The 16942-nt window shown below is 48.2% G+C and carries 15 protein-coding genes and 1 pseudogene; 7 read left to right on the top strand and 9 right to left on the bottom strand.

Going from position 1 to position 16942, the window contains the following annotated elements:
* Position 1: 1 nt before the first annotated feature.
* The 3 genes and pseudogenes from gspM to A7Z06_RS22430 form a co-directional block, all read left to right on the top strand.
* Positions 2-550, top strand: a complete 549-nt coding sequence (gene gspM, locus A7Z06_RS09630) for a type II secretion system protein GspM (RefSeq protein ID WP_000943886.1) — start codon at positions 2-4, stop codon at positions 548-550.
* A 644-nt stretch (positions 551-1194) separates the two neighbouring features.
* Positions 1195-1509, top strand: a complete 315-nt coding sequence (locus A7Z06_RS09625) for a helix-turn-helix domain-containing protein (RefSeq protein WP_176241071.1) — start codon at positions 1195-1197, stop codon at positions 1507-1509.
* Positions 1431-1943, top strand: a pseudogene (locus A7Z06_RS22430) (ISNCY family transposase); the annotation flags it as partial. The gene A7Z06_RS09625 and the pseudogene A7Z06_RS22430, both read left to right, overlap by 79 nt.
* Positions 1944-2085: 142 nt before the next feature.
* Here the strand turns inward: A7Z06_RS22430 and A7Z06_RS09615 are convergent.
* Positions 2086-3279, bottom strand: coding sequence for an MFS transporter (locus A7Z06_RS09615; RefSeq protein WP_000494214.1), 1194 nt, complete (start codon positions 3277-3279; stop codon positions 2086-2088).
* 177 nt (positions 3280-3456) lie between these two features.
* Entirely contained in the window at positions 3457-4593 is a 1137-nt protein-coding gene (locus tag A7Z06_RS09610; protein WP_010346494.1) for an alpha/beta hydrolase, read from the bottom strand.
* A gap of 173 nt (positions 4594-4766) precedes the next feature.
* Here A7Z06_RS09610 and A7Z06_RS09605 point away from each other — a divergent pair, with 173 nt between their 5' ends.
* Both A7Z06_RS09605 and A7Z06_RS09600 read left to right on the top strand, forming a co-directional pair.
* Positions 4767-5651, top strand: a complete 885-nt coding sequence (locus A7Z06_RS09605) for a LysR family transcriptional regulator (RefSeq protein ID WP_001119030.1) — start codon at positions 4767-4769, stop codon at positions 5649-5651.
* Positions 5652-6114: 463 nt separating this feature from the next.
* A complete protein-coding gene (locus A7Z06_RS09600; protein ID WP_000243017.1) occupies positions 6115-6555 on the top strand; it encodes a GNAT family N-acetyltransferase in 441 nt (146 codons plus the stop codon).
* A gap of 145 nt (positions 6556-6700) precedes the next feature.
* Here A7Z06_RS09600 and A7Z06_RS09595 read toward each other — a convergent pair whose 3' ends face one another.
* Entirely contained in the window at positions 6701-7654 is a 954-nt protein-coding gene (locus A7Z06_RS09595; RefSeq protein ID WP_000197007.1) for a hypothetical protein, read from the bottom strand.
* A gap of 391 nt (positions 7655-8045) precedes the next feature.
* Here A7Z06_RS09595 and tam point away from each other — a divergent pair, with 391 nt between their 5' ends.
* Positions 8046-8804, top strand: coding sequence for a trans-aconitate 2-methyltransferase (gene tam, locus A7Z06_RS09590; protein ID WP_000796278.1), 759 nt, complete (start codon positions 8046-8048; stop codon positions 8802-8804).
* Positions 8805-8807: 3 nt separating this feature from the next.
* On the opposite strand, the gene A7Z06_RS09585 is transcribed toward tam, so the two are convergent.
* From A7Z06_RS09585 to sad, 6 genes are all read right to left on the bottom strand, one after another.
* Positions 8808-9722, bottom strand: a complete 915-nt coding sequence (locus tag A7Z06_RS09585; protein WP_010346493.1) for a bestrophin family protein — start codon at positions 9720-9722, stop codon at positions 8808-8810.
* Between the two features lie 196 nt (positions 9723-9918).
* Entirely contained in the window at positions 9919-11370 is a 1452-nt protein-coding gene (gene uxaB / locus A7Z06_RS09575) for a tagaturonate reductase (RefSeq protein ID WP_000854609.1), read from the bottom strand.
* Positions 11371-11596: 226 nt separating this feature from the next.
* Positions 11597-13015 carry a sensor domain-containing diguanylate cyclase gene (locus A7Z06_RS09570; RefSeq protein ID WP_000558026.1) on the bottom strand — a complete coding sequence of 473 codons (1419 nt, stop codon included), beginning with the start codon at positions 13013-13015 and terminating at the stop codon, positions 11597-11599.
* A 138-nt stretch (positions 13016-13153) separates the two neighbouring features.
* Positions 13154-13513, bottom strand: coding sequence for a DUF4186 domain-containing protein (locus A7Z06_RS09560; RefSeq protein ID WP_001191014.1), 360 nt, complete (start codon positions 13511-13513; stop codon positions 13154-13156).
* The gene (glsB, locus tag A7Z06_RS09555; protein WP_000257398.1) at positions 13513-14439 is read right to left on the bottom strand and encodes a glutaminase B; all 927 of its coding nucleotides are present in this window, start codon (positions 14437-14439) and stop codon (positions 13513-13515) included. Before glsB ends, A7Z06_RS09560 begins: the two co-directional genes overlap by 1 nt.
* A 63-nt stretch (positions 14440-14502) precedes the next feature.
* Entirely contained in the window at positions 14503-15891 is a 1389-nt protein-coding gene (gene sad, locus A7Z06_RS09550; protein ID WP_000156607.1) for a succinate-semialdehyde dehydrogenase, read from the bottom strand.
* Between the two features lie 100 nt (positions 15892-15991).
* Between sad and ptrR the strand changes: the two genes are divergently transcribed.
* Entirely contained in the window at positions 15992-16852 is an 861-nt protein-coding gene (gene ptrR, locus A7Z06_RS09545; protein ID WP_000366486.1) for a putrescine utilization regulator PtrR, read from the top strand.
* Positions 16853-16942 lie beyond the last annotated feature (90 nt).

Genomic DNA, 16942 nt, shown 5'->3' with positions numbered 1-16942 from the left:
CGTGTTACGTCATGAATTCATTCAATTTTTTAATCACTACCGTGATCGGTGGTCAAATGCAGTAGAAAATTGGGTTACTCAATACTATGTTGGTCGTTCGCTAAGAGAAAAAGGACTGTTGATCGGTGCGTTGTTAATCATGTTTTGCGCAGGATATTATTCGCTATTATGGCAGCCATTGAATATACGTATAGAGCAACAAGAAAGGGAATTGCAACAATTAAACACTCTGCTCAAAAACCTTCAAACAGCAACGCCTGATATTATCAGCGCCAGACAAAAACGAGCAACCTTTGACAATTTGTCAATTTCGCAGATTTCACAGATTATCAACACTACTTCTTCGATTCATTCTATTGTCATCAGACAAATAAAACAAAATGGGGTTAATATTCAGGTAGCGATTGAGCCCGTCATTTTTGATGATTTGCTGAAATGGCTTAGTTTGCTGAGTAAAAAATACTCACTAGAAGTTATACAAATTGATGTTATCTCTATTGAACAAAAGGGGATGATTAAAGTGGAGAATCTTGTATTAGCTCTATATTGACTGGAGCCTGCTTAAAATAGAGTAGGTAATATGGTAACCAGCAGGCGGACAACCATTGATTTCCCTATGTCGGGTATGATCTTAAAATCTGTACAGTGTTAAATGTCTTTCTGAAGACTTCGGATTAATTCGGCCGGAGTCATGTCATTTAATGATGAAGTTTCAAAGCATCATAAACGCAGGAGCGAACGTCGTTCCTTCAACTCCCGTAATAACTGAAGGGTAAGGGAGATTGAAATGTGCATACTGAAGACCTCCAGATATGCTACTTCAAAACAGAAATGCCCGAGGCAAAACGATTGATAGTGCCTGTCGGGTAGTGGGGAGGGAGCATGTACATTAGAGCTATGAGGTCGGTACGGTGGTCAGGGGCATTCTGATATCTCTTATTTAACATAATATACATTATGCGCACTAAAGTTGTCAGCACAAAGCGTTATTGTCGTCTCACCACAATTCAGCTTTCATTTTGCTCAGCACAGGACCGCAATCTTATGTTGGTGACTATGACAGACAGAGAACTTTACCGACTTGGCATCATTCAGCGAGTATTTGACCGGGCTTTGCTTCAGCTCTTCATGGATGACGCCACCGGTCGTCTGATGCACCTGCGATTCTGTGATTCAGAAAATGCGTTCGACTACATGATGGCCACCCAGCAATACATTGATAATAAACGTTACCGTGAGCTGGGACCTGCCGGTCTGGTCAGCCAGCGCAGGGGAAAGCCCGGCAACCATCAGTTAAACACTGCCATCAGAGACCAGACCCTGCAGTTTATTCGCACACGTGGTCGGGGGATGAATCCGTCTGCAATCTGGCGAATTCTGACCACAGAATACGGTGTCCGGATTTCAAAAGAGACCGTGCGGAAAATGATGATTACAACCGGCGCTTTGCGAAATCGCCTCGGCATGACTTTGATGTTCACCGGCCACTTGAAACTGATGATGATCTAGCCGCATCTTTCACATGGCGGGAACTGCGACGTGTTTCAAAATCTTTAACGGTGCAGTACTTTATCTGATTGAAGATAATGAGATGAGTTAAGCCGCAGGGCTATCGGGAAATATATCGAGGTCTGGCATTACCCGGAAGGTCGTAAAGAACTCTGCCTTAACGGTGAAGCTCTTCCCTACTCCACCTATGATCGGCTCCAGGAAATCGACCAGGGGGCTATCGTGGACAACAAACGACTCGGACGTACCCTTGAATTTATCAAACTGTTTCAGGATAAACGCGATAATAACCGTTCACAGGCACTCCCTGCCGGTGATGGCCCAGAAAACCAGGCGAAAAGAAATCGCAACGTTCACTGAATGGTGACGATATGCTTGATGCGTTGAAGACGTTACAGTCCCGTTCTGAAGAAATTTTCGGTACAAGGAAATGACGAAGCTCTGAAGGCAGACATAATCCCACCCTTCACAGAACTGAATTGCCAGAGACATTAATGTCCGCTTTGAGCGAGGAGCGGTCATTAGCCCCTCAGCCGTATGCCTTAAAGAACGTACGCCAGAAATAAAAGGATTGCGCTACTGCGCATTCCTACTTTGACGGGATGTGACCCATGTCATCGCCACCGCTCCCAGAAGTAACAAACCACTTAAACCAAAAGCACTTCTCCATCCCAGACTGTCGAATACCAGACCTCCAGCCGTTGAACCAAGTGCAATAGATAGCTGAATCACCGCAACCATGAGGCCTCCCCCCGTCTCTGCATCTTCGGGTAACGCACGTGCTATCCATGTCCACCACCCCGTTGGCGCAGCCGTTGCAAGTAGCCCCCACAGGCTGAGTAAAACGGCAACAGCCCAGATGTGGTGTCCGACCAGCAGTAACGCACCGGTAATCGCTGCCATAAGCAACGGGATCATGATTAATGTCTTATAAAATATGGTGTTCAGGAATGTTGAGACGAGCATTGTGCCGACAAAACCTGCTACACCTATTGCGAGCAAAATCAGAGAAAGATCAGAAGCTCCCACTCTGGTGACGCTTTCCAGAAAGGGGCGCACGTAGGTAAATAAAGCAAACTGTCCCATAAAGAAGAGCCCACAGGCCAGCAGTCCCGTTGGTACGATGGCGACACTGAACAGACGAAGCACAGACCCCTGTGGTTTATGTGTTTTATCGCTTTCCATCGAAGGCAGGCTGATCCATTGCCAGATGAACGCAGCTATCGCAAGGGGGACCAGACATAAAAAGGTGCCACGCCAACCGATGGTTGTCCCCAGATAGCTACCAAGCGGCGCAGCCACAACGGTGGCCAGCGCGTTGCCGCCGTTAAAAATTGCCAGTGCGCGGGGGACCTGGTGCTGCGGCACGAGCCGAATGGCGGTTGCAGCCGACATTGACCAGAATCCTCCGATGACGACGCCAATCAGAGCCCTCCCCAGCATATAAACCGGATAGTTAGGCGCTATGGTGATAACTATTCCCGATATGGCCATTAAGACCGTCAGCCCCAGCAGAAGATATTTTCGATTCAGGTCTCCGACAATACGGGAGATAGTCAGACTGGTAAGCACCGCCAGCGCGCCAGACACAGCAATTCCTTGCCCTGCCAGCCCTTCGGTAACGTGTAAATCATGGGCAATGAGCGTAAGCAGGCTGACTGGCATAAATTCAGAAGCGATCAGCACAAACACGCAAAGCGTCATGGCAAATACGCCGCTCCAGTATGCATGCGTTTTTTCGTATGATTGTTTTAGACTTATAGTGAACATTATTAGCATCCCTTAATATCGAACCAGCCAGATTCAGGCGCAGTCGGGTCAGAAGTTATTCAGGGAATAACGACATAATAGTTGGGTGAGAATAGAGGGCGATGTGGCATATTCTGCATCACACCAGGCAGTTAAAAGCCACCCGTTTACGACAGGTGGCCTGGTAAACCTTTCGGGTTATCTTAAGTTTGCCTTGAAAAATTGCTCAAATTTGGCAAATGGGATCTTACCCGCAACGTTGTCATACAGATCAACATGGTTTGCCCCGGGAACAATCACTAACTCTTTCTCTTTGCTGCCGATCGCGTTAAAGGCATCTTCAGCAAAATAGCGTGAATGGGCTTTTTCGCCGGTCACGATGAGTGTAGGGATAGTAACTTCATTAGCGTAACTCAGCAGCGGCATATTCATAAATGACAGCGGCATGGTTGCATTCCAGGCACCGGTTGAGTTGACCGAACGCGCATGGAAACCACGCGGCATGCGGTAATAATCAAAGAACTCTTTCAATACCGGATTAGGATTCGTGGGCAGAGTTTCCGGTAAAATACGATCGGAAGCGGTGACGTTGCCCTTCTCATCAACGTAAATGTCATGCCCGCCTGGCGCGAAAGCGCCATTTTCCGCATCCTTCCAGCGCTGCATGTTCAGATACTGCAATACGGCACGACGATCGGCAGTGGTATAGCGGTCTTTGCCATCGCCCACGCCATGACCCATTGCACGGCTCATGTCATACATCACGCTGCTCGCCACCGCCTTGACACGCGTGTCCATCGCAGCGTCGTTTAAAGCCATGCCGCCCCATCCGCAGATACCGAGCAACCCGATACGGTTGCGATCTACCTCTTTTTGCAGGCCTAAGAAATCAACCGCCGCGCTGAAATCCTCGGTGTTGATATCCGGAGATGCGACGTTTCGCGGGTAGCCGCCGCTTTCACCCGTGTATGAAGGGTCGAAAGCCAGAGTGACAAATCCATGTTCAGCCAGCGTCTGCGCATACAGGCCGCTGGATTGCTCTTTCACCGCCCCGAAGGGGCCACTAACAGCAATAGCGGCCAGCTTGCGATCTCCACGATCCTTCGGTATGTAGAGATCCCCGACTAAGGTGATCCCGTACCGGTTCGGAAAGGTCACCTTACGGTGATCAACTTTCGTGCTCTCAGCAAAAGTTTTATCCCATTTCTCAACCAGCGAAACGGGCGCGTTCGGATTGGTTGTATCAGCGTAACTCATATTTGTGACTCCACTTAATGATGCGCATAACAGCATGGCGGGTATCGCAGCTGTCAATTTTTGGGTGAAAGCAGTCATCAAAATCCCCTTCATAAAATGTGCCAGATACTGGTTTCATACGGCCAACGCTGCCGTGCTTTGTTGCAACGCGCATATTATAGTTAGCACTAATAGTGCTGATTAGAGGGTAAATAATGCTAAGATTAATACCATATTGTTCTGAATTGTGATGCAGCAGCAGAGGAAGAATGATGGCGAAAAGGGAAAACTATAACGATCTCTATCTGTTTATGCAGGTCGTGCGAGAAGGGAGTTTTACCGCCGCCGCACAGAGGCTTGGTCTGGCGCAGTCAGGAATTAGCCGTGCAGTGCGCGAGCTGGAAGAACGACTGGGCGTGCAGCTTCTGGTACGCACCACGCGCAAGCTATCGCTCACCCATGCTGGCGAGTTGCTCTATAAAAACGTCGAATCTGGATTTGACGCCTTAGATATGGGGCTTGCCACGCTGGCCCATTATCGCCATACACCATCGGGTACGGTCCGTATTAATGCCAGCCAGCACGCCATTGACAAAGTACTGCTGCCGAAGCTGGCGGTGTTTAAACAACGCTACCCGGATATTCGGCTGGAGCTCATCAGTGAAAGCCGGTTTGTCGATATTATTACTGAACGCTTCGATGCCGGTATACGTCTGGGCTCGGAAGTGGATAGCGGTATGGTCGCGGTGCGTATTTCGCCCGATATGGAGATGGCCGTTGTCGGCACACCCGAGCACTTTCGTCGCTACGGATTTCCGCAAACCCCCACCGATTTAGTGGGTCATCCCTGCATCGCTTACCAGTTCGGCGACGGCAGCCTGTATGCCTGGGAACTCAATCAGGACGGTAAAAAGATCACCCATCAGCCTCAGGGACAATGGGCCTTTGCTGACAGTTATATGGAAGCCAAAGCCGCGAGGCTAGGTCTGGGACTGGCTTATGTTCCGGAGGAATTGGTGTCTGATGATATAGAACAGGGGGCGCTGATCAGAGTTTTGCAATGCTACAGCCAACGCCTGGAAGGTTCATATATCTATTATCCGCACAGAAATGTGTCACCCGCTCTACGAGCGGTTATCGATACATTGAGAATTTAAGGGATGAAGATGAGATGATTCGCAGGCCTGGGTAATAGTTGGAAAACAACGTCCGTTCCTGGCACACAGCGGACATTTCAGCTTTACCCTGCCCCGGACATCTGAACTTAGCTTTGACATAGATTGTAGAGGCTAAATTGAGATGTCCATTTCTGGCAAATATAGCCATGCCCGCGCTACAGTCTCACCACTGCTTTCAAAGGATGAGACTCATAACTACACTCGGAACTGAGTTTTTCTCAATGACCGATGTTAATCAACTCAGGCTCTTACAGGACGTGTTTGGTTCCACGCAGGCTTCGCGCCCCCAAAATTCAGTAGCCAAGGATCGACGTGCTTGTACTGGTGAGCTCATTCAGCAACATTGTGCGTCCATCAGTTGAATTCACAGCGAAAAGCAACCCTGGCAACTTTAGAGAGACTGGGATATTTTTACTTAACTCTTCTGACAAAGGTTATGGCAATGGTCTTAATCAGGACTCCTGAATTAAAAGATATACCATCTCTACAAAAGCTCTTTCTGCAATTGGGTTATCAGACAGATGTAGAACGCTTAGAAAATCATATTAACCAGAAGCATACCAGTCTTAGTATTTTGGTTGCTGAAGCAGAAAAGGAACTCTGCGGGGTTATTGTGATGAATTTTATCACCCCTGTACATGAAAACGGTTTGTGGGCATTAATTTCAGCTCTGGTCATAGATGAATCGTCGCGAGGAACAGGTATCGGAAAGAAGCTTCTCATTGCCTCTGAGCAAATCGCACTGGATAAGGGATGTTCTCAAATTGAGCTTTCAAGCAGTGAACGTAGAATCAGAGCACACAAGTTTTATGAAAGCCACGGTTATCAGGAAGTGAGGAAGCGTTTTGTTAAGCTTCTCGCAGACATGCCCATTGTTAAATAACTCTCCAGCGAGGTTTGCATGTCGGATTCGAGTACGAGCGCAAGCTGATTATTATAACCACTTCGTAAGTTGTGCCACCTGGTGTATATCATCTGACTTGATGTACACCAGGTATTCTACAGTAGTAAATCCAGTGTTTTCAGGGTCAAGCCCCCTTCCCCATGATTGTATTTCTTTTCAATTTAATTGCATTCCTCAGTTCGAGGTTGAATTTAGCCTCGTCAATAAGTTTGTCCTTAAGTTCCTGTGCAATTCGCTTTAATTCCGTAAACGCAAGCGGCTTTTGCCCATGTAAGAATTGAACACCGGAACGTTCATAATACTTATCAATATGTTTTAATCTGTATTTTGCTAACTTTCTTATTTCACCTATAGAGCCCTGTTGCCCATTGTCTATTAGTCGGTTGATTGTATACTCAACAAACTCTTTTTTATCTTTTCCGAAATAACTCAAGACTAACGGAAGTAAAAAGCTTTGCATACAGATATCATATGAGAAAACCATAGAAAAATCGGCACCTAAAAGATCACAAGCTCCATCGAAATCATTATATAAAAAGATATAACGGTAAAAATCTTTAAACCTGCTAATTATACTTGCGTCAGTAACTTTGTTTGCGCCAATATAGCAGCCATAAGGGCTTCCTTTTGCAAACTCTATATTTTCTGTTGATTTGAAACTGTCACATCCCGCGACAATGGCCAGTAGGTTATTCATTGTATGTTTGTTTATCATTAAAAATAAATCATTCATCTCCCCCCAGGAGATATACTTTTTAATTCCAGGGAAAAACATCCCTTCCTCAGGTGAACCATGACACTCAAAATGCACTATAGGAATTAACCCTTTTTTTATGACTCCTTTTTCCAGCTCTTTAAAGAAAGAATTCAGCATGGGGATATTATGTATCTTAACAAAAACAATAGGAATTGGCACTTTCAGACTTGATATGGATTTAAATAGTTTTGAGGCGGTATTACTTTTAAGCGTTATATCATCTGGTTTATTATTGATTTTGATGTCACTCGGGGAATCAAGATCCTCATCACCTAAAACATCAATGATGTATAAAATGTTGAATGCAAATTTTCTCGTCATGTTTTATATCTCTATATCCGATAGAGTTAGTGTCCAAAATGCCATGATGCCATGATTTTTACACAAAAAACTCCTTCAAATCTGGCTCCTGCCCTAAGGATATCAAAAAAAAGCCACTGTGGAATTATTTACTTCATGGATATTTGGCTGGCAGATATTAAAATTAGATATTGAATATTCTGTATGTTAATAGATTCATATAAAATCAACAAAAAGCTTAATATATGGATATTATTTGTTTTAAAGTGGTTGTAATTAAAATTTACGCCAGGCTACATTTGAGTTAATCACGTAGGCCACGTACAAAGCGCGTGTTCAATGGATTGATGACGTGAGGCGAATCCATCAGTTTTATCTACACTTGGGATAATGCGCTGACGGGAGTAAAAAAATGGCTGACTGGAATCCCTCTTTATATCTGCACTTCAACGCCGAACGGTCACGACCGGCAGTAGAACTGCTTGCCAGAGTCCCTCTGGAAAACGCCTGGGAAATAGCCGATCTTGGCTGTGGCCCAGGCAATAGCACCGCCCTGCTACATCAACGCTGGCCAACGGCTAAAATTACCGGCATTGATTCGTCTCCGGCGATGATTGCCGAAGCGCGCGCACTTTTACCAGAATGTCAGTTTGTGGAAGCAGACATCCGCAATTGGCAACCTAACCATGCACTCGATCTGATTTTCGCCAATGCCTCGCTGCAATGGCTGCCCGAACACTATGAACTGTTTCCGCATCTGGTATCGTTACTCAATCCGCATGGCGTGCTGGCGGTGCAAATGCCGGACAACTGGCTGGAGCCGACGCATGTGTTAATGCGCGAAGTCGCCTGGGAGCAGCATTATCCGGATCGTGGACGCGAACCGCTGGCAGGCGTTCATGCTTACTACGATATTCTGAGCGAAGCCGGATGTGAGGTTGATATCTGGCGCACCACCTACTATCACCAGATGCCGTCGCACCAGGCGATTATTGACTGGGTGACAGCCACCGGATTACGCCCATGGTTGCGGGATCTGACGGAGAGTGAGCAGCAGCATTTTCTTACGCGCTATCATCAGATGCTGGAAGAACAGTATCCACTGCAGGAGAACGGGCAGATACTGTTGGCATTTCCGCGTCTGTTTATTGTTGCCCGGCGCACGGAGTAATTATTACGTCAGCTGGTAATGGCGATCGGGAAGAATCTTCGGCGGAATTTCTGTTTCGTCGTTCATCTGTAACAGGTCAATTTCAATAGCGTTGCAGATGGCATCCAACGGTAAATCATTGTTTTCAGTACCGAACGGATCTTCCAGCTCTTCCGCCAGACAATCCAGCGAAATAAAGGTGTAGGAAATTAGCACTGAGATAAAAGGCGTCATGTAATGCAGATCCACTACAAGGGCAAACGGTAGCATAATGCAAAAAAGATAAACGGTACGATGCAAAATCAGGGTGTAGGCAAAGGGAATTGGCGTGTAGGCAATGCGCTCGCAACCTGCCAGAACCGCTGAAATATCGTTAAGCCGATCGTTGAGGCTAATAAACAGGATATCTGAAAGCTGTCCATTGCGTCGCTGAACCGCCAACCACTCCCCCATTATCAACAAAATACGGTTAGCTGGAGTGTTTGAAGCCAGTACACGCTGAAGATCTTCAGTCTTGAGATAATGTGCCAGCACTTCCGCCTGTGGCTGTTTGCGTAATGTTATGCGTAAACAGTGGGCGAAGGCGATTTGCAGCCGGGCAAACTCCCTTACACTTGCCGAATCCGGCAATGTCGTTTTTACCTCGCGCAGTAACGACCGTGAGGCAATCATCAACTGCCCCCAAAGTTTGCGCGCTTCAACGTAACGGGCGTACCCAGCATTATTACGAAAACCAAGAAAAATGGCGATGGCGACACCGAGAATGCTGAACGGTGCGAGGGTGAATTTGATGCCCAAATGCGTGTACCAGGGCAGCATGAAAATAACAGCGATAGAAAAGAGAAAATTGAGTAGTAAGCGCGAGGATATCTTGGATAATACTGAACCGTGCCAGACAAAAATACGGCGCAGCCAGTGTTGTTGTGGACGAACAATCATGATTATCTTCAGGCGTGGAAAAGTCGCACTATTAAACGTGATTCCGATCACATTCTCAAGACACTACTTACAAATTACCTACAAGCTTACAACATTAACAGGTGCTGCATGTGGCACCTGTTAATGATAAAGGCAAATAGGATGTTGTAACTAATATAGTCAAATAAGAAACCCGGTCGAAACCGGGTTCAGAGTATTAGCACAACGGACGTACAGCTTCGCGCATTCCTTTTTCGAGAATCGCATCCAGGTCATTAGCAACCTGCTCGACCAGACCAGGCACTTGCGTCAGGTCCTGCTCCCAGTGGTCTTTTTCTGCTAACACAATCGCAACCAGTTCCTGGGTGCCGATAACGCGGTCACGATGCTGGCTCCAGAGTTGCTGGTAACGTTCCAGCCAGTGCGCATCGTCCTGTACCGGATACGTTTCTCCGTTACGCTCTCCGCGATAGAACGCAATCAATGCCGCTAATGCGAAAGTGAGGCGCGCCGGAAGTGTGCCGTTTTCCTTCTGCCCTGCCAGCAACTGCGGCAGGATGCGGGTGCGGAACTTGGTCATACCGTTGAGCGCGATAGACAGCAGCTGATGCTTAATGTACGGGTTACGGAAACGCCCGGTGACGGCACTGGCGAAAGATTCCAGTTCATCACGTGGCAGATCCAATACCGGAATAATCTCTTCGTAAATGGCTTTTTCAACGAATGCGCAAATTTCAGCATCGTTCATCGCTTCGCCGACGGTATCCAGCCCTGCCTGGAACGCCACCGGCACCAGCGCGGTGTGTGCGCCATTAAGGATTGCTACTTTGCGCTCTTTATACGGTTTAATATCGTCAACAATCAGCACGTTAAGCGGATATTTATCCAGACGCAGTTCAGTCGCTAAGGATTTCGGCCCCTGAATCACAAACAGGTAAAAGTGTTCAGCGGTGTCGAGGAAACCATCGTGATAGCCGAGTTCAGCTTCCAGTTTAGCCACTTCATCACGCGGATAACCGGTAACGATGCGGTCCACCAGCGTAGAACAGAAACTGTTAGCCTGATCCAGCCATTGAATAAATGCTTCGGGCAGTGCCCATTCTTGTGCGTAGCGCAGCACCAGTTCACGCAACGCGTCGCCGTTGTAGTCGATCAGCTCACACGGAATGATGATCCAACCTTTATCCAGCGCGCCGTTGAAATGGCTGAAACGTTCGAACAGCAGACGCGTCAGTTTTGCCGGATAGCTTACTGCTGGCGCATCATCAAATTTGTCGCCCGCATGATAGCTAATACCCGCTTCTGTGGTGTTGGAAAAGACGAAGCGCATTTCCGGATTATGTGCAAGTTTCAGGAATTCATCGTAGTCACCGTAGACGCTGATTTCACGGTTTACAGAACGAATCAGACGCGCATCGCTGACCGCTTCTCCCTTCTCATTCAGGCCACGAATAATGGTGGTATACAGACCATCCTGCGTGCTCAGTGACGGCGGGAATGAAGTTTCAATCGGACGAACAACGACCACGCCAGAATTCAGGTCGGTGTGTTCATTCAGGAGATCAATTTGCCAGTCAACAAAGGCGCGCAGAAAGTTACCTTCACCAAACTGAATGATTCGTTCTGGATACTGTGCACCGGGAAAATCGCGACGATTTAGTGTTTTCACAATGGGTTCCCTTTTGATTAGTCATACAACCTGCTTGAATTGGTACGACAGGTTAGCAAACTTTAATACATTGAACCCCTGTTTTGATCAACTCGTGATGATTAATTAGCAGGTTTAAGATAAAAATGTGGCACAGATCATGGTTCCATCGAGGATTTTCCTCTTTCTCCAGTCGACAGAGTGGTAGAACACATTACGCTAAAACTGTGACAAAATAACAAAGCTGTCAGACAACTTCCTCACCATAACGCATGGTACTGGTGCGGTTACGCCCGTCTTTCTTCGACCGATAGAGACACGTATCAGCTTCGACCATCAATTTATTGAAGTCATCGGTTAGTGTGCGGTATGAAGCATCCCCACTACCGACGCCGATGCTAACCGTCAGATAAAGCGTCTTTTGTTGCCAGGTAAACGGTTGTAGTTCAACGCCTTTACGAATTTTCTCCGCCATCAGCAGACCATCAACGGGATTCATTGATGGCACGGCTACGGCAAACTCTTCGCCTCCCATTCTCGCCACCAGCCCCTTATCGCCGACAATTTTCTGAATATGCTGGGCAAACACGCTTAACACTTTATCGCCACACTCATGACCATAGTTATCGTTAATGCTTTTGAAATAGTCGATATCAAGCAACATGACGGTCAGATGTTGTGTCTGTTGCAGAGATGGACTTTTCAGCGCCTCATAAAGACCGGATCGTGAGTAAACCTGAGTCAGAAAATCAAAGTCGGCTCGCAGCGCAACTTGCTTCATTAGCGAATTAATCGCTGCCACGCTAAAGGAAACCATAATTGGGCAAATCGCCATCGTGGCAATGCCCAGACGCGCGGAAAACATCTGCGGAATAAAGAACGGCGAACCGACGGCGATATCAATTACCGAATTTGCTACCAGTACGATCTCCACTGCTCCGGTGATAAAAGTCAGCAGACACGTCACCTGTGGCGTATAGCGCACTGCACACCAGATTAATGCAGGCAGCGGGAACGCCAGACTCCCCGCTCCGCCAATGACGACCGAGGCAATAACCGACACAATAAGCGCAATGGCTGGCATCATCTGCTCTGCTTTAAAGCGCGGCAATACCCCAGGAATTGCCAGCGTCAGCATACAAGGCACAATCAACACGCCTGTTGAGAATTGTTCACTAAACCAGTCAGCAAGCAAAGGCCAGAAATCCAGGCTATCAATACTAACCGAACCAATCGCCCCGACGATGGCACATAATAAAGCGGCAATCAGACAATAATTAAATAACCGTAATGCGCTTACTGGCTCGTACTTATTTTTCCCCAGACGCTTATCCCGCATAACCAGTAGGGCGACAGTTACGATAAACATCATATTGGATAAATTGATAACCAGTGAAACCAGCCCCCATTCGGTGGTCATGGCATCATAAACCAGCATTGCCACGTAACAGATGGCATAGTAATGCAGACGATTAAGCCAGACGTAGCGGGCAAATACCCCAGCCATCACGCCATTCAGCGGCCAGAAAAGAGAAAGTTCGTGAACCAGGCGTAGCTCTGCACCTATAAAATAGAACAGCGTCGTTAGCGCAAAAATTGCAATGCTATTACGTAGTAGATGACCTTCCTGGAACAAACGGAAAGTGGATATGGGGTGTACATGCATTAATTATCTGTCCATACAATTGCGAGTGGCAATTATCTCAACGCAATAAGTAAATTCTCATAAAGGATAGCATGTTCGCTGACAGCGGCGACAAAGAAAGATATCAATCAGATGATCTTTTGGCTTTTACCACCATTCTTATGGCTGATTCATCTGAATAACCAGCCAGTGATAGATAACCGTCACGATATAACGTTGTTGTTCCTCACTTAACGAAACACCCTGCGGAATGTTATGCCACTTAGCCAGACAGCCACGGCAGCAGGTCGCGGTGGCGTGTTGAGCGATAAACACCGGATGCCCGCGCATGGGGGTTTGCTTCCCGTCGTTCGCCGGTAATGCCGGCGCAAGACGCTTAGCGACAAAATCTGCCGCATGTTGTTCAATAACCGGCGCGCCCTTCTCCAGACAATACTGACGCTCCTTGACGCCCAGACGAAAGCGAGAGCGAAATTTTGAACGGGCTAAACGCGCGAAGAGTGGATCAAGTGACTGCATTAATAAACCGAGCGTCCTAACTGTTTCGTTAATTGTTCAAGTACTGCAATACCGGCAAGAGAGTTACCTGCGTCATCCAGCTCCGGGCTCCATACCGCGATGGCCATTTCATGCGGGACGATCGCAACAATACCGCCGCCAACACCAGATTTTGCCGGAAGCCCTACCCGCCAGGCGAATTCACCCGCGTTTTGATACATTCCACTGGTCGCCATCAACGCGTTAATTTGCCGCGCCTGCATCGGCGTCACTACGGGCTCATCGATATGAATAGCCTTTCCCTGATTTGCCAGAAAAACAAACGTCCGCGCCAGCTCAACGCAGCTCATTTTCAGTGCACAGTAATGAAAGTAGTTTTGCAGAACGGTTGTCACATCATGATGGAAATTGCCAAACGACTTCATCAGCCAGGCAATAGCCGCATTTCGCGCGGAATGTTCAAACTCGGAGCGGGCAACCACCGTATCGTAGGCAATATCAGACACGCCGCTTAAGCCACGCACGACTTCCAGCATACGTTGCCGTGGTGCGCTTAATCGCCCTTGCAACATATCGCAGACCACCAGCGCACCGGCATTAATAAACGGATTACGCGGAATGCCCTGCTCCATTTCCAGTTGCACTAAGGAATTGAACGGAGATCCCGACGGATCTTTGCCGACGCGTTGCCAGATTTCTTCTTCGGAGTAATGACGCATAGCAACAACGAGACTGAGCACTTTGGAAATAGACTGAATAGAAAAACGTTCTTGCGCGTCTCCGGCCTGGAAAAGCTGCCCATCAACGGTACAGATAGCAATCCCCAGACGGGAACCATCGACGGTTGCCAGTGCCGGAATATAATCAGCGACTTTACCCTGACCAATTAGCGGACGTACTTGCCGCAAGATATTTTCTAAAATTGCATTATCCATGGCGACTGCCACTCTCTGCTCCTTGCTCGCAGGTCTGAAAAGACCTGCGAGTATAACAGAGCTAAATATGTGACGTCAGATCCGGTCTTTCCACACCGTCTGGATATTACAGAACTCATGTAAGCCGAAATGAGAAAGTTCACGCCCAAAACCGCTCTTCTTCACACCGCCAAAAGCGACCCGTGCGTCGCTGGCGCAGAAACCATTGATAAACACGCCGCCGCATTCCAGACGTGCCGCCATCTGTCTGGCTCGTGTTTCGTCAGCGGTAAAGATCGTCGCTGAAAGGCCGAACTCACTGTCATTCGCCAGTTCCAGCGCATGTTCTGCATCTCTCGCTACGGTGATTGCCGCAACGGGGCCAAACATTTCTTCACGAAACGCGGTCATTTCTGGGGTGACATTTGCCAGAACCGTTGGCGGATAGTAGTTACCTGCCCCAGCCATCTTTTCCCCGCCCAGTAACAAACGTGCGCCCTGCGCCAGGGTTTTTTCCACCTGATGATGCAACTCATCACGCAAGTCAAAACGTGCCATCGGACCAAGATCGTTCTCTTCGTCACGGGGATCGCCCATTTTCAACGCTGCCGCAGCTGCCACAAAACGTTCGGTAAATGCCGAAGCAATCCCCTCTTCGATGATAAAACGTTTTGCCGCCGCGCAAACCTGTCCGGTATTCTGGTAACGCCCGGCAACCGCCGCTTTAACCGCCAGTTCCAGATCGGCATCGTTAAGCACAATAAACGGATCTGAACCGCCCAGCTCCAGTACGCATTTTTTCAGTGCCGCACCAGCCTGTGCACCAATAGCCGCTCCCGCACGAACACTCCCGGTCACGGTGACTGCCGCAATACGTGGATCTTTAATCATCTGACTGACACCATCGTTATCGGCATTTAGCCAGCCATATACGCCCTGAGGGATACCCGCGTCTTTAAACACCTGGGCAATTAGCTGAGCACAGCCCGTCACATTCGGCGCGTGCTTAAGTAAGTAGCCGTTACCTGCAAGAATGATGGGAACAGCGCCGCGCATCACTTGCCATAAAGGAAAGTTCCACGGCATAACTGCCAGAATCGTCCCCATTGGTCGATACTCAATAACCGCCTGCTGATTCTCAACCAGCGTTGGCTCTGCTTTCAGCATTGACGGGCCATGTTCTGCATACCAGTCACACAAATTCGCCGATTTCACCACTTCGGCACGTGCCTGCTTGATGGGTTTACCCATTTCGCGGGTGATCATTTGCGCTATCTCTTCGCTGCGAGTACGCAGAGCTTTACCGATATCTCGCAGTTTTTCCGCCCGGTAATCTACGCTTGTCTCGCGCCAGCCGCGAAAACCTTCCACTGCAAGCTGAAGAGCGTTTTCAATATCGTCAGCGCCTGTCCAGGGCAGTGAGGACAGTTGTTCACCATTGGCTGGATTTATCGAAATGGCATGGGTCGCCGGAGTGATGGTCATTGGGGTATCTCCTTTATGAGTTATGGTTTGAAGATACGTAGATTTACTCTTGTTTGAAAATGAATAATATTAAGCCACTTATTCACAAATCGAGAATGCTATGGATCTGACTCAACTGGAGATGTTCAACGCAGTTGCCGAGGCAGGCAGCATTACCCAGGCTGCGGCTAAAGTACATCGTGTGCCGTCGAATCTCACGACTCGTATACGTCAACTGGAAACAGAGCTCGGTGTTGAGCTGTTTATCCGCGAAAATCAGCGTTTACGGCTTTCTCCCGCCGGGCATAACTTTTTACGCTACAGCCAACAAATTCTCGCGTTGGTGGATGAGGCGAGAAATGTCGTGGCTGGCGATGAGCCACAAGGTCTGTTTTCTCTCGGATCGCTGGAAAGCACCGCCGCAGTGCGTATTCCGGCAACGCTGGCAGAATTTAACCGTCGTTACCCCAAAATTCAGTTTTCACTTTCCACCGGCCCTTCCGGCACGATGCTGGACGGCGTACTGGAAGGAAAACTGAATGCGGCATTTATTGATGGGCCGATTAACCATACCGCCATCGACGGGATACCGGTGTATCGTGAGGAGCTGATGATCGTCACGCCGCAAGGACATGCGCCAGTAACCCGCGCCAGTCAGGTTAATGGTTACAACATCTATGCCTTTCGCGCCAATTGTTCGTATCGCCGTCATTTTGAGAGCTGGTTTCATGCTGACGGTGCCGCACCGGGGACTATTCATGAGATGGAGTCGTATCACGGGATGCTGGCCTGTGTGGTCGCGGGTGCGGGCATTGCGCTTATCCCTCGTTCTATGCTGGAAAGTATGCCCGGGCATCACCAGGTTGAAGCATGGCCGTTGGCTGAGCAATGGCGTTGGTTAACAACCTGGCTGGTCTGGCGTCGCGGTGCGAAAACGCGCCCGCTTGAGGCGTTTATTGAACTGCTGGATGTACCAGACTAAATGTTGTACCGGCTACTCACGCTGCCGTTGATACAGCATGACATGAATCGGCGAAACGCGACATAGATCACAAAACCGTTGTATTCAGAT

It is taken from the genome of Escherichia sp. MOD1-EC6819 (genome assembly GCF_002965765.1).
Taxonomy (GTDB): domain Bacteria; phylum Pseudomonadota; class Gammaproteobacteria; order Enterobacterales; family Enterobacteriaceae; genus Escherichia; species Escherichia ruysiae.
The sequence above is the reverse complement of the archived record's forward strand: the minus strand, read 5'-3'. Positions and strand labels throughout refer to the sequence as shown.